The organism is Streptomyces sp. (assembly GCF_035645055.1).
In the GTDB taxonomy this organism is placed as follows: domain Bacteria; phylum Actinomycetota; class Actinomycetes; order Streptomycetales; family Streptomycetaceae; genus Streptomyces.
On record NZ_DASQNH010000082.1, the window covers coordinates 1 to 20,950 of the forward strand.

A 20,950-nucleotide genomic window follows, 5' to 3' on the forward strand; every position below is an offset into this window, starting at 1 on the left:
CGCCGGCCCTGACACACCCTCACCCGCCCCCGACCCCACCCCCTCTCCCTGATGGCGCACTGTGACAGGCGCCCCGCGGCGTGCGCTCCTAATGTGGCGATTAGTCAACTTCGCCCCCCTACGGAGGTACCCCTCATGTCCCTGCGTTCCTCCCTCGCCCGTCTCGCCATAGCCACCGCCGCCGGTGTCCTCGCCACCGCCGTCGCCGTCACGCCCGCCGCCGCGAGTGACGACTGGGGTGCCGGGGACCAGAGCCGCGGCGCGTCCGACAGCTGGAGCGGCGGCCACCACGACGGGCATCACGATCCGCGCCTGTACCGGGGCGTCGTCACCGCCGACAGGCTGTTGCTGCGCAGCGCCCCGACGCGCGGCAGCCAGGTGATCCGCGCCGTCCACCGGGGCGACGTCGTGTCGATCTTCTGCAAGACACCGGGCGACTACGTCGGGGGCAATCCGCTGTGGTACCTCCTCACGGACGGCACCTGGGCCTGGGGCGCGGCCCGCTACATCGACAACCTCGGCGCCGCGCCACGCTGGTGCTGACGGACACACCAAGCAAGTCGCCCTGTTTGGGTAGGTTCCGGACATGACGAAGGCCGGCATCGGAACCGCCGTGGCCGTGGACGCGCCCGCTCCGGCGGCACGTCTTCCCCGGCGCCGTGGCATCGAACTCTCCCTCATCGTCGTGGCCGTGCTGCTCTCGGTGTACGGCTACTGCGCTGTCGGCCTCGCCCAGCACGGGACCCTCCCGCCCGGCGCCGCCGGTTACGGCGCCGGGCTCGGCGTGCTGGCGCTCCTCGCGCATCTGTCGGTACGTCTGCGCGCCCCCTACGCGGACCCCCTGCTGCTGCCCATCGGCGTCCTGCTCAACGGCCTCGGCCTGGTGCTGATCTACCGGCTGGACCTGGAGACGCCCGGTGACCGCGCGGCCCCCGCTCAGCTCATCTGGTCCACACTCGGCGCGGCCCTGTTCATCGGGGTCGTGTTCTTCCTGCGCGACCACCGCTTCCTCCAGCGGTACGCGTACGTCTGCGTGGCCGCCGCGCTGGCCCTGCTCACCCTGCCGATCTTCTTCCCGGCGGTGAACGGCGCGCGGATCTGGATCCGGGTCGCCGGGTTCTCCATCCAGCCGGGCGAGTTCGCGAAGGTGCTGCTGGCGGTGTTCTTCGCCGCGTACCTGTCCGCCAACCGCAGCGCCCTGGCGTACACCGGCCGCCGGATCTGGTGGCTCCAGCTGCCCACCGGCCGGGTGCTCGGCCCGATCGTCGCGATCTGGCTGGCCAGTGTGGGCGTGCTGGTCCTGGAGCGCGACCTGGGCACCTCGCTGCTGTTCTTCGGCCTGTTCGTCGTCATGCTCTACGTCGCCACCGGCCGCACCGGCTGGATCGCCGTCGGCCTGCTCCTGGCGGTGCTCGGCGCGGTCGCCGTGGCCCGGCTGGAACCGCACGTCCACGGCCGGATCGAGGACTGGCTGCACCCGTTCGCCACGATCGACGCCGGTGAGGGACCCAACCAGCTCGCGCAGTCGCTGTTCGCCTTCGCCGAGGGCGGCATCCTCGGCACCGGCCTGGGTCTCGGCCACTCCGTCCTCATCGGCTTCGCCGCCAAGTCGGACTTCATCCTGGCCACGGCCGGCGAGGAACTGGGCCTGGCCGGGCTGTCCGCCATCTTCCTGCTGTACGGCCTGCTGGTGGAGCGCGGCTACCGCGCGGGCCTGGCCCTGCGCGACCCGTTCGGGCGGTTGCTCGCGGTCGGTCTCGCCTCGATCGTGGCGCTCCAGGTGTTCGTGATCGCGGGCGGGGTGACCGGGCTGATCCCGCTGACCGGCATGGCGATGCCGTTCCTCGCCCAGGGCGGCTCGTCGGTCGTGACCAACTGGGCGATCGTGGCCCTGCTGATCCGGGTCAGCCACGCGGCCCGCAAGCAGTACGACGGGCAGGTGGCCCCGTGACCCGCCACATCCGGCACGCCGCCGCCTTCTGCGCGCTGCTCCTGGTGGCACTGCTGGTGAACGCCACCCGCATCCAGGTCTTCCAGGCCCCCGCCTACGACGACAATCCCGCCAACCGCCGCCAGGCCATCGCCCGGTACGGCCAGCCGCGCGGTGACATCCTGGTCGGCGGCCGGCCGGTCACCGGTTCCAAGGACACGGCCGGGCGGCTCCGGTACGAGCGGACGTACACGGACGGGCCGCTGTACGCCCCGGTCACCGGCTTCGCCTCCCAGGTGTACGGCTCCTCGTTCCTGGAGGACACCGAGGACGGGATCCTCTCCGGCACCGATCCGATGCTGTCGCCGTTCCCGCTGGTGGGGGAGCTGACCCGGGCCCGGAGTGCGGGGGGTGACGTGGCGACCACCCTCAACGCGGCGGCCCAGCGGGCGGCGTACGCCGGGCTCGGGGCGCGCAAGGGCGCGGTGGCGGCGCTGGAGCCGTCGACCGGGCGCGTGCTGGCCCTGGTCTCCACCCCGTCGTACGACCCGGAGTCGCTGTCGGGCAACGGCGCGACGGTGGCCCGGTCCTGGGCGCAGCTGAACGAGGACCCGAACAAGCCGATGCTCAACCGGGCGGCCCGGCACACCTATCCGCCGGGCTCCACCTTCAAGGTGGTGACGGCGGCGGCGGCGCTCGACGCGGGCGTGATCACGGACGTCGACGAGCCGACCGACTCCCCCGCCCCGTACACCCTGCCCGGCACCACGACGAGCCTGACCAACGAGAGCGAGGTCTGCGAGGACGCGCCGCTGCGGGTGGCCTTCGAGTGGTCCTGCAACACGGTGTTCGCCAAGCTCGGCGTGGACGTCGGGGTGGCGGACATGGCGGCCACGGCCGAGGCGTTCGGCTTCAACGCGACCGATCTGCGCATTCCGTACGCGGTCGCGCCGAGCACCTTCGACACCACGGTCGACAGGGCGCAGCTGGCGCTCTCCTCCATCGGCCAGTACAACACCCGCGCGACCCCGCTGCAGATGGCGATGGTGGCGGCGGCGGTGGCGAACGGGGGCCAGGTGCGCGAGCCGTATCTGGTGGAGCGGACGACGACGGCGCGCGGCTCGACCGTGGCCGCCGCAGGTCCGCGCCCGGTGCGCCAGGCGATGCATCCGTCGACCGCCGTGCGCCTGCGCGCGCTGATGCGGAACGTGGTCGAGGACGGCACCGGCACCAACGCGGCGATCCCCGGGGCCACGGTCGGCGGCAAGACCGGCACCGCCCAGCACGGCATCGGCAACTCCGGTACCCCGTACGCGTGGTTCGTCTCCTGGGCGCAGGACGGGCGGGACCTGGAGCCGAAGGTGGCGGTGGCGGTGGTGGTGGAGGACGCGGCGGCCGACCGGGGGGACATCACCGGGGGCGGGGTGGCGGCACCGATCGCCAAGGCGGTGATGGAGGCGGTGCTCAGGACGGCCGGCTGAGGTCAGTCCCGGGCGCCGCCCTCCTCGATCGTCTGCCGCACCTCCGCCACCCGCTCCCGCTCCTCCGCCGCGAACCGCTGGGCGTCCAGTCGCTCGGCGATCTCCTCGTCCTGGGACATGAGCCGGTCGAGGCTGGAGTCGCCGAGTTCCAGGACGCCGAGGTCGACGTAGGCCCGCTGGAGACGTTCGCCCCACAGGCCGATGTCCTTGACGCAGGGGACGATGCGGCTGAAGAGGAGTTTGCGGAAGAGGGCGAGGAACTCGGACTGCTCGCTGTACTCCTCCGCCTCGGCCTTCGGGATGCCGAAGTTCTCCAGGACCTCGACCCCGCGCAGGCGATCACGCATGAGGTAGCAGCCCTCGATGACGAACTCCTCGCGTTCGCGCAGCTCGGCGTCGGTGAGCTGCCGGTAGTAGTCGCGCAGGGCCATGCGGCCGAAGGCCACGTGCCGGGCCTCGTCCTGCATGACGTAGGCGAGGATCTGCTTCGGGAGTTCCTTGGTCGTGGTGTCCCGGATCATGCCGAAGGCGGCCAGGGCGAGACCTTCGATCAGCACCTGCATCCCGAGGTAGGGCATGTCCCAGCGGCTGTCGCGCAGGGTGTCGCCGAGGAGGGACTGGAGGTTGTCGTTGATCGGGTAGAGGAGCCCTATCTTCTCGTGCAGGAAGCGGCCGTAGATCTCGGCGTGCCGGGCCTCGTCCATGGTCTGGGTGGCGGAGTAGAACTTGGCGTCGAGGTCGGGCACGGACTCCACGATCCGCGCGGCGCAGATCATGGCGCCCTGCTCGCCGTGCAGGAACTGGCTGAACTGCCAGGAGGCATAGTGCCGGCGCAGGTCGGCGCGGTCCTTGCCGGTGAGTTTCGCCCAGTGCCTGGTGCCGTACAGGGCCATGGCCTCGTCGGGGGTGCCGAGGGGGTCGTACGGGTCGACCTCCAGCTCCCAGTCGATGCGTTTGGCGCCGTCCCACTGCTTGTCCTTGCCCTTCTGGTAGAGGGCGAGCAGGCGGTCCCGTCCGTCGTCGTACTCCCAGTTGAAGCGCGCCGCGCCGGTCGCGGGGACCGCCCAGCCGGGATCGTCCGGTGTGGTGGTGTACACGTCGAAGGTCGGCATGTCCCGCAGACTCCCGCGTAGTAGACGCGCGGTCAACAAGTCGCGCACGAACTATTGACGAGCTTGCTGACAGGCAGTCTCATAAGCAGTGACCCACGGGTAACCGAACAGCGCTCCGTACGACGAGATGGGACTGCCATGACGACCCTGACGGAAGCCGACGCGGTCGAGGGGCTGCGAGACGCGCTCGGCCTGCTCAAGGACCGGGAGCAGGTGGCCGAGCGGCTGCTCGACTCTTCCGCCAAGCACTCCTTCGACCCGGACAAGGAACTCGACTGGGACGCTCCCTTCGAGGAGGGGAAGTGGTTCTGGCCGCCGGAGCTGGTGTCGCTGTACGACACCCCGATGTGGAAGCGGATGAGCGAGGAGCAGCGGATCCTGCTGTCCCGGCACGAGTCGGCGGCGCTCGCCTCGCTGGGCATCTGGTTCGAGATCATCCTCATGCAGCTGCTCGTCCGGCACATCTACGACAAGGCGGCGACGAGCGCCCACGTGCGCTACGCGCTCACCGAGATCGAGGACGAGTGCCGGCACTCGAAGATGTTCGCCCGGCTGATAGCCCGGGGGGAGACCCCCTGGTACCCCGTCAGCCGCACCCACCAGCACCTCGGCCGGCTGTTCAAGACCATCTCCACCACGCCGGGCTCCTTCACCGCGACCCTGCTCGGTGAGGAGGTGCTCGACTGGATGCAGCGGCTGACCTTCCCCGACGAGCGGGTGCAGCCGCTGATCCGCGGCGTGACGCGCATCCACGTCGTGGAGGAGGCCCGCCATGTGCGGTACGCCCGTGAGGAGCTGCGGCGCCAGATGGTGACGGCGCCGAAGTGGTCCCAGGAGTTCACCCGCGTCACCTCCGGCGAGTTCGCCCGCGTCTTCTCGGTCGCCTTCGTGAACCCCGAGGTGTACGCCAACGTGGGCCTGGACAAGCGCGAGGCCATGGCCCAGGTCAAGGCCAGCGGCCACCGCAAGGAGATCATGCAGACCGGCGCCAAGCGGCTGACCGACTTCCTCGACGACATCGGCGTCCTGCGAGGCGTCGGCCGCCGGCTGTGGAAGTCCTCGGGGCTGCTGGCCTGAACACCCCACGCTCCCCCGGCGTGCGGCGGGGGCCGCCGGTTACGCTGCCGGTCATGACCCCCCAGGCCCCCGCCCGCGCCTACCGCCGGCTCAGTGTCGAGGAACGGCGCAGCCAGCTGCTCGACGCCGCGCTCTCCCTGTTCGCGCACCGGGCCCCCGAGGACGTCTCGCTGGACGACGTGGCGGAGGCCGCCGGAGTCTCCCGGCCGCTGGTGTACCGCTACTTCCCCGGCGGCAAGCAGCAGCTGTACGAGGCCGCCCTGCGGTCGGCCGCCGAGGCGCTGCGGGGCTGCTTCGACGAGCCGCGCGAGGGCCCGCTGCTGCCCCGCCTGGCCCGGGCCCTGGACCGCTACCTCACCTTCGTCGACGAGCACGACGCGGGCTTCAGCGCGCTGCTCCAGGGCGGCAGCGTGGTGGAGACCTCCCGTACGACGGCGATAGTGGACGGCGTGCGGCGGGCGGCGGCCGAGCACATCTACCGGCATCTGGGCGTGGACCGGCCCGGTCCCCGGCTGCGGATGACCGTGCGGATGTGGATCACCGCGGTGGAGGCGGCCTCCCTGATGTGGCTGGACGAGGAGAAGCAGCCGCCCGCCGACGAGCTGCGGGACTGGCTGGTGGACCAGTTCCTGGCGGTTCTGTCGGTGACCGCCGCGCGGGACGCCCAGGTCGCGGCCGTGGTGGCGGCCCTCGCCCCGGCGGATGACTGACACTGGTGGCGTGAAGAGCGAAGACACCCCCTTCGAGGGCGGGCCGATGGACGGCCGTACGCTGCCCGTGCTGCTGGGGATCACCGGGCACCCGCCCAAGACGTACCGCATCCCCGTCCCGGACCCGGCGGGCGGCCCGCCGACCGTGCTGGTCTACCGCCGGGTGTCGCGCGGCCAGGGCCGGCTGACCCAGCGCTGGAAGTACGTCCACGACCCCGGGGGCGAGCGGGGCGGCGGCGGGCCGAAGTGGCCGTGGTCGAAGCCGTCGCGGCCCGCCGGTCCCGGCGCCACGCCGGGCGGCAACCGGGACGACGCCGAAGGGTGACGCGGTTACGCCATCCCGAGCACGCCCGGCGAGCGGCCCGCGCGAAGGCGCCGGATGCTCGCGGTGCGGCGCGGAGACTCCGCCCCGCACCGGAGGTGATGACGTGTCAGGAAGGCTTCTGCGACTGGCCTGTACGGCGGCCGTGACGCTCTGCGCCACCCTCACGCCCGGCCCGGCGGCCGCCGTGCCCGAGCCCGAGCCGTCCCGCGACCGCACGCTCTCCCGGTTGCTGACGGATCTTCAGCGACTGTACCGGGAGGCCGAGCGGGCGACGGAGACGTACAACGCCACCGAGGAGGAGCTGAAGGAGCGGCGCGCCGAGGTCGCCCGGCTCGACCGCGCGCTGGCCCGCGCCCGGCTCTCCCTGCACGACAGCCGGGGCGCGGCCGGCCGCCTCGCCCGGCAGCAGTACCAGAGCACCAGCACCGCGCTCACGCCGTACGTACGCCTGCTCCTGGCCCGCGATCCGCAGCGCGCCCTCGACGAGGGCCATGTGATCGGCCAGGTGGCGCGGGAGCGCGCCGAGACGGTGGGCCGCCTCACCGGCACCGCACGCAAGGCGGACGAACTGGCCCGCCGGGCGCGCAAGGCGCTCGACTCCCAGCTCGCCCTCGCCGAGCGGCAGCGCGCGGAGCGGGACGGCGTGCGGGAGCGGCTCGGCGACATCGAGGAACTGCTGGCCTCCCTCACCGCCGAGCAGCTGACCGCGCTCGCCGAGTTCGAGAACAAGGGGATCGAGAAGGCGCAGCGGGACCTGGTGGCCTCCGGCGCGCTCGCCGCCGACGACGCCAAGCCGTCCGACGAGGGCGAGCGGGCCCTGCGCTACGCCATGCGGCAGCTGGGCAAGCCGTACGAGTGGGGTGCGGAGGGCCCGCAGACCTACGACTGCTCCGGTCTGACCTCCGAGGCCTGGGGCCACGCGGGCACCCCCATCCCCCGCACCAGCCAGGAACAGTGGACCCGGCTCCCCCGCATCCCCTTGAAGGACCTGCGCCCCGGCGACCTGGTGATCTACTTCCCGGAGGCCACGCACGTCGCGATGTACGCCGGCGACGGCCAGGTCGTCCACGCCCCCCGCACCGGCGAGAGGATCAAGCTCTCCCCGCTGGCGAACAACCCGATCCTCGGAGCGGTGCGCCCGGACGAGCGCCCGGAAGGGCCGCGGGAGGGCTACGCTCCCGCCGCGCCCGAGACCTCCATCAGATAACCCTCGGTCTTCGCCGGCTCGGAGAAGCAAGCCGACGGCCCCGCAAGGCCTCTACCAGCGGTTTCCACCGAACTGGTCAGCCTTCACGGGGCCGTGGGCCGTCTGTGGGCCGTCAGGCCGAACTTTGGGCCTTGGCGTAGACGGTGGCGATTGCCGTCCGGGTTCGCTCCTGGCTACTCGGCATGAGGTGCGCGTAGATCCGCAGAGTCAGGGCAGCGTTGCTGTACCCGCGGTACTCGCTGACCGCCTTGATGCTCTCGCCGCCGTCCGGGAGCGCGGAACCCAGGGACGGCCGGTGGCCTGAAGGGCGGCACGGGTGGGAGCGATCAGGTCGGGGTGATCGCGGCCCTGGATGCGCTGGGCGAGGGTGTAGCGCTGGCAGGGCGGCGAGGCGTGGATGAAGTCGAACTCCCCGCCGTGCTCCCGGACGAAGTCGAGGGCGTCACCCTGGACGAAGGGGAACGGGTAGCGGGGCTGCGGGCTGATGTCGATGCCGGTGACGTCGAAGCCGGCCAGGTGGTAGCCCATGCTCGCGTCGCCCTGGCAGCAGAACAGATCCAGCACCCGGAGCCCGTTAGGAAGCGCGGTGGTCATCACTTGCCCTCCCTGTCGTGTGCGGAGCCGTGGTTGGCCTCCCAGCCGGTGACCAGGGCGCGAACCTGGGCGTCATCGGTGGCGGTGGCGCTCGCGCCGCAGTGGCAGACGGCCGAGGCCCGTCCGAGTCCGGCGTTGATGTGCAGGCCGGGACGCTCGGCGTCGGGGCGAGATCGGCCACGGCCGTCACCTCGCGGCCCGGATGATGGCGGGAGCGGAGGTGGTGTGGCCGGTGCCCTTGCAGGCCCGGCAGGTCACGCGGAGGGTGGCGCGGGAGCCGTCGGACTGGCGGGTGCCGGTGGTGATGGCGGCGGTGGCGAAGCCGTCGCAGTCGCGGCAGACGGGCGTGATCTGGGCGCGCTGGGGCATGATGAGGTCTCCCTTTCGGGTCCGTTGGATCTCGAAGTGGTCCAGGCGCCCGGAGCGGCGGAAGTTTGGCGAGGGTGCGTCGGTGCGGTGCATCTCGGCTTCCGGCGCGGCCGGTTCCTCGTCCACAGCCTGTGCTGGCGTGGCCTGATCGGCCGGGGTGTGCACCAGGAGGGTTCCGCCGAGGAAGGCCAGGGCTGGCCAGCCGGCGACGAGGATGCGCAGCCAGCCGGGTACGTGGCCGAGGTCGAGGAGCCCGGCGGTCGCGATGTTCGCGCCGAGGGAGGCGAACAGGGGGATGACGAACCAGGTCCAGGCCGATCGGTCACGGCGGGCCGTGCGTAACCGGCGCCAGGCAGCCACGAGCAGCAGATCGACGGAGACCGGATAGGCCCAGGCCTTCCAGCCGGACTGTCCGGCGGCCTCGGCCAGGTCGTGCAGGTGGGCGAAGGACAGCGCACCGGCGATGACGGCTTGAACGAGTACGGCGTCGAGACGGATCGAACGGATCATGGGGGACACCTCCTTTCGAAGGAGTCAGGCCGGGAGCCGGGCGAGGCCGGAACGCCGCCCGGTCCGGGGCGGTGGTCAGTCGGGGGTCTGGCCGGTGCCGAAGCAGTTCGGGCAGAGGCCGGACTGTTCGCCGACGGCACGGCGCTTGCGGCCGACGTGGACGGTGCGAGAGACCTCACCCGTGCCCTTGCAGACCGGACAGTCCTCGGCGCCGGACTGGCGTGCGGTGGAGTTGGGCTTGGCCATTGGTCTTGCCCTCCTTCCGGTTTTCGGCATGGCGGGGGTAGGGACCTGGCGCGAAGGCGGTCACGCCGACCGGTGAAGCGGGAGTGCTAGTCGGTGACCGGGCGGGGCTTGACCAGCGACGGGCCAGGCGCCGGCACCTCGGTAAGCACGTGCGGCAGGAAGGGCTCCAGCGCGGGAAGGTCCGGGACCAGGTGCGCGAACTCCCGGCAGATGGTGACTACTTCGTCGCGGGAGGTGTGCGGGGTGCGGATCTTCGCAAGGCACTAGAGGCTGAGGGGCTGGTGACTTCGTCTCGTGGGCACGGCACCGTCGTGAGGCACCAAGCCCCGCTCAAGCGGCTGGGGATCGTCAGGTACGACAAGGCCAAATGGCGTGACGGCGACGAGGTGGCGTTCATCGCGGACCGTGCGGCCTCCGGACGTAGCTACCGGCGGAACGAGCAGACGCAGACGGTGAGCCTCGTGAAAGCCCCGCCGGTAGTCGCAGCTGCCCATGGTCTGCCTGAAGGGGCGGACGTCTACGCGAGGGCACGGCTGGTGAAGGAAGGCAACCAGCCGACCCACACCCTGACCAGCTATTACCGGCCGAGCACGTCGAGGGAACGCGATTGGTGGATCCGACCCCGGGACCGGCCGGCCGCGGCGGTGGCTTCCGGGTGCTGTACGACGCGGGTTACGAGATCGACCACATGAAGGAAGAGCTTTTCGCCAGGGCCGCCACGGCCGACGAAGTGAAGCTCCTTCAGCTCCCGTCGCCGGCGAGCCGGTCGTCGAGTTGCATCGGACGACCTACACGGCCTCTGGCACAGTGGTCGAGTTCGCCATCGGTGTACACGCGGCTTCCCGCTTCGCATGGGAGTACGAGTTCAAGGTTCCGGACTCGGCGAAGGACAAGAAGGGGCAGTGATGATCTCGACGCAGGCATGGGCCGACACGCGGCGCCTGTGGGACTACCACCAGATGGACCACCGCCTACGGCCCTGCTCAGTTGCGATTGGCTTGGGTAGCCACGACCTCGGTGTGGCCGATACGGCGGTAGACCTGTACCAGCGCGGCATGGCTCCACTGCTCGTGTTCACCGGAGCCACCAGTCCCACGACGCGGGAACGTATGCCGAAGGGCGAGGCCGTCCACTACCGCGAGCACGCCCTCGAACTGGGCGTCCCTGACTTAGCGATCCTGGTTGAGCCACGTGCCCGCAACACGGGCGAGAACATCCGCTTCTCTAAGGCCGTGATCGAGGAGGCCGGCGTCGACGTATCCTCCGTGCTGTTGATCAGCAAGCCCTATGAGGAGCGGCGCGCTTACGCCACCGCCCGTAAGCAGTGGCCCGGGGTCGAGATCGTCAGCGCCTCTACTCCAATGATGCTCGATGAATACGTGGACTCCATCCAGGACCCCCGCCTGGTCATTGGCATGCTTGTCGGCGCACTTCAGCGGCTGCTGATCTACCCGCAGCAGGGTTTCATGATCAGTCAGCCTGTGCCGGACGACGTGTTGGAGGCCTACGAGCGGCTGTGCCGCGAGGGCTTCACCAGCCGACTCCTCGCTCCCGATCGGCCCTCCGCCTGAAGCGAGCCAGGTCTCAAGCCAGACGATACCCCTTCACTGTTTATTCCTGGCGGGAATCGTCGTGCATGAAGACCGGCGAGTGCTGGTGATTCGCCATTCCGCCAACGGCCGTGGAACCTCCGGGCGGGGCGCTTGAGCGGACGAAAACCATGAGGATGGGGTTCGCCGTGAGGCCTACGAAGGGACTGGGATCAGGGTCCGCGTGGACGTGGAGGTCAGCCTCGGCCGGCGCCTTCGGAGCAGCGGTGCTGTCAACGGGGCTTGCAGCCATTCACTCGGTACCCGAGGCCGGTCGCCTCAATTGCCCCATACATGAAGCCGACGAACGCAGGCTGCACCTCTGTCTCGATCATAGTGCCGCTATCGAGCCTTTCCTTTATCACCTGGCTTGCGGATTGTGCGGCATTTGCTGAGTCGAGTTGCGCCTCCCTTCGGCTAATCGTACGACCGTCCCGCAATTGAATTGGGGCGCCGACAATTACCCCCACCTTGATTAGCCTAATCGGAAGAAATGGACTACCGCGGCCGAAAATGATCGTTACGCAGCCCGTCTTTTGCCAATTTCCGTCGTTCGGGTCCGGCTCAAAGTTGAAGGCATCCGGGCTGATAACCCCTGGCATTCCGCCCGTTTCCGACGCATCGGTGAGGGTGTAGTAGATTGACTCGGTGCTCATCTCATCTCCCCAAATCTCGTAGCTCTACGGTAGTGTGAGCTACAACAGGCGGCGTCGCCCGAAATGTAGCTTCGGAAATCTTGGCCAATGTCATGAGCGGTCCCTTTTTAAGTCTAGTGCTTATGGTGTCGGGCTGCACTGCGGCAAGACCATCGCCGTCCTCCAGCACGTCAACAACGATTATCTAACACAATGAGGTGAATCGCCCCCTGATGGCCGCGCCCGGGGCGTTCGGTCCAGGGTGGTCACGTCGCCGTGGATCGTGCCGGACGAGCTATGGGACCACCTTGAGCCGCTGCTGCCGCAGCGCGAGACGTGCTTTCGGTATCCCGGGGGCGTAAACCGCTGTCTGACGGGTCTTCAGGTGTCGCCCCGAAGGCGGTCACGAACAACTCTCGGACGAGTCGACCGCGGTTGCATGAAGTTGCACGGACCAGGCGGTTGCGGCTTTGAGCAAGGTCTACGCGATCCTCATCATGGGCGCCCTACGCGACGAGGCGCCGCATATCCGGACGCACGACGACCGCAAGCTGACCACGGTAGGCGAATGATCTTCGACCGGCGAGGCCGGAGTTGTTACAGGTTTCTCTACCTCATCAAGCCCCGGCTGCGCTCCGCTCCGCCGGGCGCGCTCCCGACTCGGCCGCGGGCGCCGCTCCTGCCTCCGGCCCGCTCCACCCGCGCTGCGCCGACGCGCGCCCACACGTGGATAGGGCCGGAGGCCATCGGTCGATCACCGCAGAGAGCGGGCCGCGGTCAAGGCAATGCCTCCGGCGGGGGATCGGCCGGCACCGGGATGGAGGGGGCGCCGTCCCCGACCGCAGGTCCGTAGTGGCGGGCGCGGGGAGCTCCCATCCCGTCCACCGTCGACCCAGGCAGAGCCGAGCAGACGCGGCCCCTGGCGTCCAGGTCGTTCGTACAGTGGCGCGCTCCACCTGGACGCCAGGAACCACGCCCGCTCCACAGTGTGTGGGTCGACGGCGGACGGGATGGGAGCTGGGGAGGTAGTGGGCTAAGGGATTCGGGCGTCAGCGGAAAGGGCGCTTGTGCACGATCTGCATCGACCCAACGTTCAGCCAAGTTGTTGTGGAGACGAGCCGCGACCAGTGAGTACACCTGCAGACGCGTGCAGACAGATGCCCACCCAACGCCTAATCAACGCTGGGCCGGCGCATGCAGGCCAGGCAGCTGAAACTAGGTGGTCAGAGCGAAGATTGAGTAGGGCGCTCCGATGGCCGCTGCTACGGACTCTTCACGTCACAGCGGCTCAAGTATCCGAACACCCCCAGGAGCCGCGCCTGTTGAGGTACCGAAGACTGGGGCAGGGGCAACACCGCGTGCTGTAGTCTGCCGGTCAGTCATCTTTGGGTACGCCCAAGAGCCGTGCGCGTCGAACTTGCCGGAACGCGTCGCACGGCTGCGGCGTCTCGGGATGACCCTCAAGAGGTCTCGAATCAACTCACTGAGGAGGTACCGGTGTCTGGAGAGCCAGGCCACCCTAACGCATCCCGAGATGCGCTCACGCTACCCGTTTCGGCATTGCTATGCAATGCCGATGGCGGTCACCGTCATCTCTGCTCGCAGATGATCGAGGCTACAAAACCTCGCTCATCGCGGACTGCACGGGCGACGGAGTTGCTACAGCTCGCCAGAGAGATCGTAAGTCTGATCATCCTCTGCATCCCCTTCCTGGCAGGCAGGTTGCTCTAGACGTGCCCTCCCCGCGCCCCGAAAGGCGGAGCATGGCGGGGAACAACGGAGAGAGCGCCGGAAAGGACCAGGTCAGGGCATCTCCAGCTCAGACCTCATCCGCATGCGTGATCTTCCCAACTAGAGACGGCCCCGGTACATTCGGGGGCCGTCTGTGGGCCGTCCGAGGGTGACCGACGCCGACCGACAATGACAGACGACAACAGCCGGAGTCCAGGTCAGAGGCTCGTCAGGCTCCGCTGACCGAGGCCAGATAAGCGGCCGTCTTCTCCGGCTCGTAGAAGAAGTTCTCGAAGTCCGCCGGGTCGTTGAAGCCGTTGGCGAAACGATCAGCCACCGGCTGGAGCTGGCCCGCGGCGCCGATGAGGTTCAGGACGTGCTCCGGCGGCGGGGCCAGCATCGTGTTGGTCCACTTGGTGACGTGCCGGGCCGTGGCCCAGTAGCGGTCGAACGTGGCCCGCATCCACTCCTCGTCGAATGGCTTGTCACCGTGTTCGAGGATGGCGGCGAGGTAGGCGGCCGCGCACTTGGACGCCGAGTTGGAGCCCTGTCCGGTGATCGGGTCGTTGGCGACGACCACGTCGGCGACGCCGAGGACCAGGCCGCCGGAGGGCAGCCGGCCGATGGGGTTGCGGACCGTGGGGGCGTAGCGGCCGGCGAGGGTGCCGCCGGCGTCGGTCAGTTCCACCTTGGTGGCCCGCGCGTACTCCCAGGGCGTGAACCTCTCCATGAGTTCCAGGGTCAGGGAGAGGTGTTCCGCCGGGTCCTTGACGCTCTTGAACGCGTCCAGCGGGCCGCCGGGTATGCCCTCCCAGAACAGGATGTCGGCGCGGCCGGAGGTGGTGAGCGTCGGCATGACGAACAGCTCGCCGACGCCGGGCACCAGGTTGCAGCGGACCGCGTCGAACTCGGGGTGCTCCGGGCGCGGGCCCATGCCGTGGACGTACGCCACCGCGAGAGCGCGCTGCGGCTCGGTGTACGGGGAGCGCTCGGGGTCGCGGGCGAACATCTGCACCAGCTCGCCCTTGCCGGCCGCGACCAGCACCAGGTCGTACGCGCGGGAGAAGTAGTCGAGGTCGCCGACGGCCGCGCCGTGGATGACGAGCTGGCCGCCGCGCTGCGCGAAGGTCTCCATCCAGCCGGCCATCTTCACCCGCTGGTCGACCGACTGCGCGAACCCGTCCAGCCTGCCCACCCAGTCGATCGCGCGCTGCGTCGGCCCCGGGTCGTGCGAGCCGGGGGCGGCCACCGAGACGCCGAGTCCTTCGATCTTCGGGGCCTGGGACTCCCAGAAGTTCAGCTGGAGGTCGCGCTCGTGCTGGAGTGCCGTGTGGAACATGCACTGCGTCGACATGACCCGGCCGGAGCGGATCTCGTCCGCGGTCCGGTTGGACATCAGGGTGACCTCGTAGCCGTGCGACTGGAGGCCGAGGGCGAGCTGGAGGCCGGACTGGCCGGCTCCGACGACGAGTATCTTCCGCATGCGGTTGCTGTCTCCTAGTCGGGACTACTCGGGGGTTTCGTCGAGCGCGTGGCCGACGAGGGCCAGGAGGGTCTCGATCACCGAGATCCGGCGCCGCGCATCCATGATCATGACAGGTATGTGCGGCGGAATCGTGAGGGCTTCGCGGACGTCCTCCGGATCGAACAGCTCGCTGCCGTCGAAGTGGTTGACCGCGACGACGTACGGCAGTCCGCAGCTCTCGAAGTAGTCGAGCGCCGGGAAGCAGTCCTTCAGGCGGCGGGTGTCGGCCAGCACGACCGCGCCGATCGCGCCGCGCACCAGGTCGTCCCACATGAACCAGAACCGCTGCTGGCCCGGCGTGCCGAACAGGTACAGCACCAGGTCGTCGTCGAGCGTGAGGCGGCCGAAGTCCATGGCCACGGTGGTGGTCAGCTTGCCGGGCGTGGCGGTGAGGTCGTCGGTCTCCTCGCTGGCCTCGGTCATCAGGGCCTCGGTCTGCAGCGGGGTGATCTCCGAGACGGCGGTGACCAGCGTGGTCTTGCCGACGCCGAAGCCGCCCGCCACCACGATCTTCGTGGCGATGGGCGCCCGGGTGCGGTCCGTCTGCCAGGACTTCAGATCCTCGTCGGGCTCGGCCGGCTCGACGAGCGGGGAGACGCCACGAGCGGCATCAGAGACGACGGAGTCCACTCAGCACCCTTTCCAGCAGCGCGCGGTTCGGGCGGCCCGTGCCGTGCCCGGTACCGGTTCCGTACACCCGGATCTTTCCCTGGTCCGCGAGATCGCTCAGAAGCACGCGGACCACGCCGAGCGGCATCTTCAGCAGCGCGGCGATCTCGGCCACCGTGCGCATCCGGCGGCACAGTTCGACGATGGCCAGCATCTCCGGCATCACCCGCGTGGTGAGGGAGCCATTCGTCAGTTCCCTCCGCTCCTCGGCGGCGTCCAGCGCGGCCGTGCTGGCCACGAACGTCTCGACCAGCAGGACGTGCCCGAAGCGGGTACGGCCGCCGGTGAGCGAGTAGGGGCGGACGCGGGCAGGCTTGCGGTCGCCGCCGCGGACCGGGAGCTGGGACTTCGGCGTGGCACTCATCGGGCACTCCCCGTCGACTCGGACTCCAGGGATTTCCGTAGCTCGCTGCGCAGTTCGGGCGTCAGCACATGGCCGGCGCGGCCGACGAAGAGCGCCATGTGGTACGCCACCACGCTCATGTCGCAGTCCGCGGAACCGTGCACGCCGAGCAGCGAGCCGTCGCTGATCGACATGACGAACAGGCTGCCCTCGTCCATCGCGATCATGGTGTGCTTCACCCCGCCGAACTCCAGCAGCCGGGCGGCGCCGATGGTGAGGCTGCCGATGCCGGAGACGATGGTGGCCAGGTCGGCGGCGGAGCCGCGCGGGCCTGTGGGGCGGTCGGCCGGGGTCCGGCGGGCCGCCTCGTTCCTGCCCGGGTCGGAGGAGAGCAGCAGCAGACCGTCCGAGGAGACCACGGCCACCGAGAGGATGCCGGGCACCTCCTCGACGAGGTTGGTCAGCAGCCAGTGCAGATTGCGGGCCTCACTGCTCAGTCCGAAGGTACTGGGCGCGGTCAACTGCTTGCCTCCTCGACGGTGCCCCCCGTGGCTTCTTCGGCGTGTGCGTGTCCTGCGGTCGTGCGGTGGTGTGGTGCGGGTGTTCCGGGTGCCGGTGTCTCGGCCGTCTGCTCGGCGATCTCCGCCTCGACATCGCGGCGACCGGCCTCCGCCCCCCGGCGGAAGCCCCCCAGCCGGCGGCGCAGCGCCTCCGCGTCGACACCGCCGGCACGCGGCCGTGGCGCCGTCGCGGGCGCGGTGATCTTCGGTGTGCGCTTGGGCAACCCCTTGTCGGTGAGCGGTTCCTCGCCCTCGTCGGGGGCGCGGTCGTGGGTGTCGGGGCCGATGGCGTACGGGTCGGCGGGGGCCGTCGGCTCCGGCAGTGCGGGGGCGGGTTCCGCGGACGCGGGATGCGCGGACGCGGGCTCCGGCGGGGTGGGCCGGCCGGCCGCCGGGGCCGGTTCCGCGGGTTCGGGGTGCTCGGCGTGTTCGGCCGCCTCGGTGCGTTCCGCGCGCGCGGGCTCCGGGATCAGCAGCTCCATGGTGGTCTCGGAGGGGGACTCCGGGACCTGGGGCTCGGCCGGCTCGGCCGGCTCCTGCGGACGTACGACCGCCTGGGACTCGGTCCCGGGCTCGGAGTCGTCCTCGGCCGCCTCGGCGCCCGCGGCGGCGTCCCGCTTCCGTCCGCCCTTCTCCGCTACGGCCTTCTCCGCTACGGCCTTCTCCGCGAGCGCCACCAGCGGGTCGCCGTTCTTCGCGCGGCCGTGCAGCACGTTGGAGTTGGCCTCGGCGTCGGCGCCGGGCAGGGAGAAGGTGTGGGTGCCGTCCGGGGACGGGGCGGCGCTGGGCACGGCGGCCGGCGCGGCGTCGGCGAGCAGCGGCTGCGGCAGCACGACGACCGCCGCGACACCGCCCTGCTTCTGCTCGCGCAGCTGGACGCGGACGCCGAGCCGGTGGGCGAGCCGGGCGACGACGTACAGCCCGAGTCCGAGCCCGTCCTCGCCCTCCTGGTCGTACGCGGCCTCGGGGTCGAAGTCGGCGAGCCGGGCGTTGAGCCGGGTCATCCGCTCCTCGGTCATGCCGATACCGCCGTCCTGGACGGAGAGCATGACCTCGCCGTTCTCCAGCAGCCAGCCGGAGACCTCGACGGGCACGTCGGGCGGGGAGAACGAGGTGGCGTTCTCCATCAGCTCGGCCAGCAGGTGGGAGAGGTCGTCGGCGGCGAACCCGGCGATGTGCGCGTGCGGTGGCAGCGCGGAGATCCGGACCCGCTCGTACCGCTCGATCTCGCTGACCGCTGCGCGGACGACGTCGACCAGCGGGACCGGGCCGGGATTCTGCTGGACGTGCTCGGTGCCGGCGAGGACGAGCAGGTTCTCGCTGTGCCGGCGCATCACGGTGGCGAAGTGGTCGAGCTTGAACAGGGTGGCGAGCCGGTCGGGGTCCTGCTCGCGCTCCTCCAGCTGCTCGATGACGGCGAGCTGGCGTTCGACCAGTCCGAGCGTGCGCAGCGCCAGGTTGACGAACGTGCCGCCGATGCTGGTGCGGACGCGCTCCAGCTGGGCGGCTGCCTGCTCCAGTTCCGCGCGCATCTCCTCACGGGCGTCGGCCATCTTCTGCCGCTGCCCGACCAGGTGCTTGCGGTCGGCCTCCAGGGTGGCGACCCGCTCGTGCAGGGTGACGGCCTGCGCGTGCAGCGCGTTGACGGAGCGCACGACCCGGGCGAACTCGTCGTTGCGGCCGGTGAACCTGACCGGTTCCTCGGCGGCCGGGTCGGCGGCTTCGGCGAGCCGGGCGGACCCGATGCGCAGCACGGCGAGCGGACGGGTGAGGGAACGCGCCATGGCGGTGGCGACGCCGACGGCGAGCAGCAGCAGCGCGCCGAGGATCGCGATGCGGATCTCCAGCTCGGTGACATCGTCGTCGCGCAGCCGCTCCAGGTCCTTGGTGCGGCGGTCGTACAGCGCGGACTCGACGCCGCGCATGGCGTCGACGCGGGCGGAGAGCGCGGCGTTCAGCTTTCCGGCGTCGGTGCCGAGTTCGCCGTCGGAGAGGGTCGGCTGGTCGGTGAGGCTCGCCAGGTAGTCCTCGGCGGAGTTGACCTCGGGGCCGGTGACCGTGGAGTCGTAGGAGGCGCGGGCGGCCTTGGTCGCGGTGTCGCGGAAGTCCTCCAGGGCCGCGTCGGAGCGCAGCCGGGCCTGCTGGGCGGCGGCGGAGAGCGCGGCGCGCTGCTTGCTGTCGGCCTCGGAGGAGGTGGTGACCGTGGTGGGCAGGCCGGTGACGGGGTCGATCACCGTCTCGGTGCCGCGCGGCACGTTGAGCGCGGCGAGCAGGAGTCCGCGGGTGGCGGCGGCCTGCTGGACGGCGGAGTCGAGTTCCGCGAGGGCGTACGCGCCGGAGCCCGCGCGGGGCGGCAGCTGCTCGGCCAGGTCCTCGGCGAGCCGGTGGAGTTCCGCGATGGCGTCGGAGTACGCCTGGTGTGCTTCGAGAGCGGTGCTCTTGCCGGTGAGCGCCGCTCTGCGGACGGCCGCGATGGCGTCGAGGTCCTCCAGCAGCGCGCCCGGGGTGTCGGTGTCGCCGCGCATCTCCTCGACCTGCCGGTCGACCCGCGCGCCGCGCTGCTCGGAGGGCGCCTTGCTCCGGGGGCGGCCGGCCGCGACGTACGAGGTCACCTCGTCGCGCTCGTCGGCGAGCGCGTGGGCGAGGGCGAGGGCGTCCTGGGTCCGCTCGGCGAGCGTCACCAGATCCTGTGTGTCGCTCGCCTGCGCGGTCGCGGCGAGCACGGACGGGGCTCCCGCGCCGGCGATCGCGGCGGCCACCACGGCGACGGCCATGATGAGCCGATTGCGTACGTGGGTGGGGCGGCCCTTTCCGACGGGGGTGTGCTCCGCTGCCCCCTCGGGGGCCGTCTGCCTGCCTGTGCGCCGAGGCCGCTTCTTCTGCACCGGTGCTCGCATTCCTGACTCGTGTACCCGTTGACCCGGGTGACGCTCCGTCAACTGGCGCGTACTCCCGGTACAGTTCCCGACCCTCCCAGTGCCGGTGGGCAGGGGGCGTACATCGCCTGACCCGCCACCCGAAGGAGTGAACATCGGACCGGAGTTGGCGGGCAAGTTCCTCTGGCGTGTGCGACCGCCTTGCGGGGCGGGCCGGTTGGACGTCTGCGGCAGGCTTTGGCAGGATTCGCCGCCACGCCTTGCCGGAGTGCGCCATTCCCTCCCAAAACCGGCCGCTGACCTGCGACGGCTCGGCGATTCGGCGATCGGCGCCGGCCTTTGGCGCACCGTGTGAAGGGCTCGTGCAGACTGACCGGATGCGTACGGAACTTGTCTCGGTGCCCGGTGATCCCGCGTACCCCAACGAGGACTTCGCCAGTGTCGGACTTCCCGCTTCCGGACAGGGCGGCTGCCTGGTCGTCCTGGACGGAGTGACTCCGCCGCGAGGCGACACCGGCTGTTCGCATTCCGTCCCCTGGTACACCGCGCGTCTGGGCGGGGCGCTGACCGAACTGACCGTTTCACTCCCGGATGTTCCGCTGTCCGGCGCACTGGCCCGCGCGATCACACGTACCTCCGAGGCTCACGCCACAACCTGTGACCTTTCTCACCCCCGCACCCCGCAGGCAACCGTCGCCCTGGCCCGGTGGACCGAGGAGACGGTCGACTATCTGGTGCTGTCCGACTCCGCCCTCCTGCTGGAGTCCTCCGACGGCACGGTCACCCCCGTCCTCGACGACCGTCTCGCCCGCCTCCCCCGTACGGCCCTCGCCTCCGACGCCCTCGTCGACGCGACCCTGCGCAACAAGGAGGGCGGGTTCTTCACCGCCGCCGCGGACCCGGCGGTGGCCGCCCGCGCGGTGACCGGCGCCGTCCCGCGCGCGCGGGTCGCCTCCCTGGCCGCACTCACCGACGGCGCCGCCCGCTGGACGGAGACGTTCCGGGAGGGTGACTGGACCGCTCTGCACACCGCCGTCCGCACCTACGGCCCCCGGTCCGTGATCGACCGCGTCCGCGCCCTGGAGGAGGCCGACCGGGAGACGCGCGCGCACCTGGGCCGCAGCAAGACGCACGACGACGCGACGGTCGTGTTCGTGGACCTGCCTGCGGTCGGCCGAGACGGCCTGCCGGCGCCTCTCACCAGCGACAACACCCCCCGCCGTCAGTGATCGCTCACAGCGAACGACGCCCTGGGAACAATCACGCCCCGCCATGCATTGAGTCGGCATAACTCAACTTGACTGCCGAAGGGGAGATCATGCTGCTGAGTCCACGGCGTTCACACCGCTCACCCTGCCTGTGCTGCCGCTCGACGACGAGGTCGTGCTGCCCGGGATGGTGGTTCCGCTGGACCTGAGCGACGCCGATGTGCGGGCCGCGGTGGAAGCCGCTCAGGCGGCC

General features: G+C 70.5%; 19 protein-coding genes and 4 pseudogenes. 12 read left to right on the top strand and 11 right to left on the bottom strand.

Annotated elements, in window-relative coordinates:
• Positions 1–135 precede the first annotated feature (135 nt).
• Genes VE614_RS26845 through VE614_RS26855 form a run of 3 tightly spaced genes read left to right on the top strand, consistent with a single transcriptional unit; the run spans position 136 to position 3,411 of the window.
• The gene (locus VE614_RS26845) at positions 136–543 is read left to right on the top strand and encodes an SH3 domain-containing protein (RefSeq protein WP_324942444.1); all 408 of its coding nucleotides are present in this window, start codon (positions 136–138) and stop codon (positions 541–543) included.
• A 43-nt stretch (positions 544–586) separates the two neighbouring features.
• Positions 587–1,951, top strand: coding sequence for an FtsW/RodA/SpoVE family cell cycle protein (locus tag VE614_RS26850; RefSeq protein WP_324942447.1), 1,365 nt, complete (start codon positions 587–589; stop codon positions 1,949–1,951).
• Entirely contained in the window at positions 1,948–3,411 is a 1,464-nt protein-coding gene (locus VE614_RS26855) for a penicillin-binding transpeptidase domain-containing protein (RefSeq protein WP_324942450.1), read from the top strand. The genes VE614_RS26850 and VE614_RS26855 overlap by 4 nt, the downstream gene beginning before the upstream one ends.
• A gap of 2 nt (positions 3,412–3,413) precedes the next feature.
• On the opposite strand, the gene VE614_RS26860 is transcribed toward VE614_RS26855, so the two are convergent.
• Entirely contained in the window at positions 3,414–4,523 is a 1,110-nt protein-coding gene (locus VE614_RS26860) for a ferritin-like domain-containing protein (RefSeq protein WP_324942453.1), read from the bottom strand.
• Between the two features lie 138 nt (positions 4,524–4,661).
• Between VE614_RS26860 and VE614_RS26865 the strand changes: the two genes are divergently transcribed.
• The 4 genes from VE614_RS26865 (at position 4,662) to VE614_RS26880 (ending at position 7,842) form a co-directional block, all read left to right on the top strand.
• Positions 4,662–5,600 (top strand): diiron oxygenase, encoded by a 939-nt coding sequence (locus tag VE614_RS26865; protein ID WP_324942456.1) that lies wholly within the window; start codon positions 4,662–4,664, stop codon positions 5,598–5,600.
• 53 nt (positions 5,601–5,653) lie between these two features.
• Positions 5,654–6,310: a helix-turn-helix domain-containing protein gene (locus VE614_RS26870; protein ID WP_324942459.1), complete on the top strand. Its 657-nt coding sequence runs from the start codon at positions 5,654–5,656 to the stop codon at positions 6,308–6,310.
• Between the two features lie 10 nt (positions 6,311–6,320).
• Complete coding sequence (locus tag VE614_RS26875; protein ID WP_324942462.1) at positions 6,321–6,635, top strand: hypothetical protein; 315 nt, start codon at positions 6,321–6,323, stop codon at positions 6,633–6,635.
• A gap of 103 nt (positions 6,636–6,738) precedes the next feature.
• A complete protein-coding gene (locus tag VE614_RS26880) occupies positions 6,739–7,842 on the top strand; it encodes an NlpC/P60 family protein (protein WP_324942465.1) in 1,104 nt (367 codons plus the stop codon).
• Between the two features lie 279 nt (positions 7,843–8,121).
• Here the strand turns inward: VE614_RS26880 and VE614_RS26890 are convergent.
• From VE614_RS26890 to VE614_RS26905, 4 genes and pseudogenes are all read right to left on the bottom strand, one after another.
• Positions 8,122–8,436 (bottom strand): annotated as a pseudogene (locus VE614_RS26890) (SAM-dependent methyltransferase); the annotation flags it as partial.
• Positions 8,436–8,617: pseudogene (locus VE614_RS26895) on the bottom strand (hypothetical protein). The pseudogenes VE614_RS26895 and VE614_RS26890, both read right to left, overlap by 1 nt.
• A 5-nt stretch (positions 8,618–8,622) precedes the next feature.
• Positions 8,623–9,315, bottom strand: a complete 693-nt coding sequence (locus tag VE614_RS26900) for a DUF2637 domain-containing protein (RefSeq protein ID WP_324942467.1) — start codon at positions 9,313–9,315, stop codon at positions 8,623–8,625.
• A 75-nt stretch (positions 9,316–9,390) separates the two neighbouring features.
• Positions 9,391–9,561 carry a hypothetical protein gene (locus VE614_RS26905; protein WP_324942470.1) on the bottom strand — a complete coding sequence of 57 codons (171 nt, stop codon included), beginning with the start codon at positions 9,559–9,561 and terminating at the stop codon, positions 9,391–9,393.
• A gap of 236 nt (positions 9,562–9,797) precedes the next feature.
• On the opposite strand from VE614_RS26905, the pseudogene VE614_RS26910 reads away from it, so the two are divergent.
• Positions 9,798–10,467: pseudogene (locus VE614_RS26910) on the top strand (GntR family transcriptional regulator).
• Entirely contained in the window at positions 10,467–11,132 is a 666-nt protein-coding gene (locus VE614_RS26915) for a YdcF family protein (RefSeq protein WP_324942473.1), read from the top strand. The pseudogene VE614_RS26910 and the gene VE614_RS26915 overlap by 1 nt, the downstream one beginning before the upstream one ends.
• 251 nt (positions 11,133–11,383) lie before the next feature.
• Here the strand turns inward: VE614_RS26915 and VE614_RS26920 are convergent, their stop codons facing one another.
• The gene (locus VE614_RS26920; RefSeq protein ID WP_324942475.1) at positions 11,384–11,806 is read right to left on the bottom strand and encodes a hypothetical protein; all 423 of its coding nucleotides are present in this window, start codon (positions 11,804–11,806) and stop codon (positions 11,384–11,386) included.
• A gap of 241 nt (positions 11,807–12,047) precedes the next feature.
• On the opposite strand from VE614_RS26920, the pseudogene VE614_RS26925 reads away from it, so the two are divergent.
• Positions 12,048–12,160: pseudogene (locus tag VE614_RS26925) on the top strand (IS5/IS1182 family transposase); the annotation flags it as partial.
• Positions 12,161–13,745: 1,585 nt separating this feature from the next.
• Here the strand turns inward: VE614_RS26925 and VE614_RS26930 are convergent.
• The 5 genes from VE614_RS26930 to VE614_RS26950 are packed head-to-tail and all read right to left on the bottom strand — an operon-like array spanning position 13,746 to position 19,510.
• Positions 13,746–14,999, bottom strand: coding sequence for a styrene monooxygenase/indole monooxygenase family protein (locus tag VE614_RS26930; RefSeq protein ID WP_324942478.1), 1,254 nt, complete (start codon positions 14,997–14,999; stop codon positions 13,746–13,748).
• A gap of 24 nt (positions 15,000–15,023) precedes the next feature.
• The gene (locus VE614_RS26935) at positions 15,024–15,671 is read right to left on the bottom strand and encodes an ATP/GTP-binding protein (RefSeq protein ID WP_324942481.1); all 648 of its coding nucleotides are present in this window, start codon (positions 15,669–15,671) and stop codon (positions 15,024–15,026) included.
• Positions 15,652–16,074, bottom strand: coding sequence for a DUF742 domain-containing protein (locus VE614_RS26940; protein ID WP_324942484.1), 423 nt, complete (start codon positions 16,072–16,074; stop codon positions 15,652–15,654). The genes VE614_RS26935 and VE614_RS26940 overlap by 20 nt, the downstream gene beginning before the upstream one ends.
• Positions 16,071–16,574 carry a roadblock/LC7 domain-containing protein gene (locus VE614_RS26945; RefSeq protein ID WP_324942487.1) on the bottom strand — a complete coding sequence of 168 codons (504 nt, stop codon included), beginning with the start codon at positions 16,572–16,574 and terminating at the stop codon, positions 16,071–16,073. The genes VE614_RS26940 and VE614_RS26945 overlap by 4 nt, the downstream gene beginning before the upstream one ends.
• Positions 16,571–19,510 (bottom strand): nitrate- and nitrite sensing domain-containing protein, encoded by a 2,940-nt coding sequence (locus VE614_RS26950; RefSeq protein WP_324942490.1) that lies wholly within the window; start codon positions 19,508–19,510, stop codon positions 16,571–16,573. The genes VE614_RS26945 and VE614_RS26950 overlap by 4 nt, the downstream gene beginning before the upstream one ends.
• Positions 19,511–19,866: 356 nt before the next feature.
• On the opposite strand from VE614_RS26950, the gene VE614_RS26955 reads away from it, so the two are divergent.
• Together VE614_RS26955 and VE614_RS26960 are read left to right on the top strand one after the other, a co-directional pair.
• Positions 19,867–20,718 carry a protein phosphatase 2C domain-containing protein gene (locus VE614_RS26955; RefSeq protein WP_324942493.1) on the top strand — a complete coding sequence of 284 codons (852 nt, stop codon included), beginning with the start codon at positions 19,867–19,869 and terminating at the stop codon, positions 20,716–20,718.
• Positions 20,719–20,776: 58 nt separating this feature from the next.
• On the top strand, positions 20,777–20,950 hold a 174-nt coding region (locus VE614_RS26960), incomplete at its 3' end, for an LON peptidase substrate-binding domain-containing protein (RefSeq protein WP_324942496.1).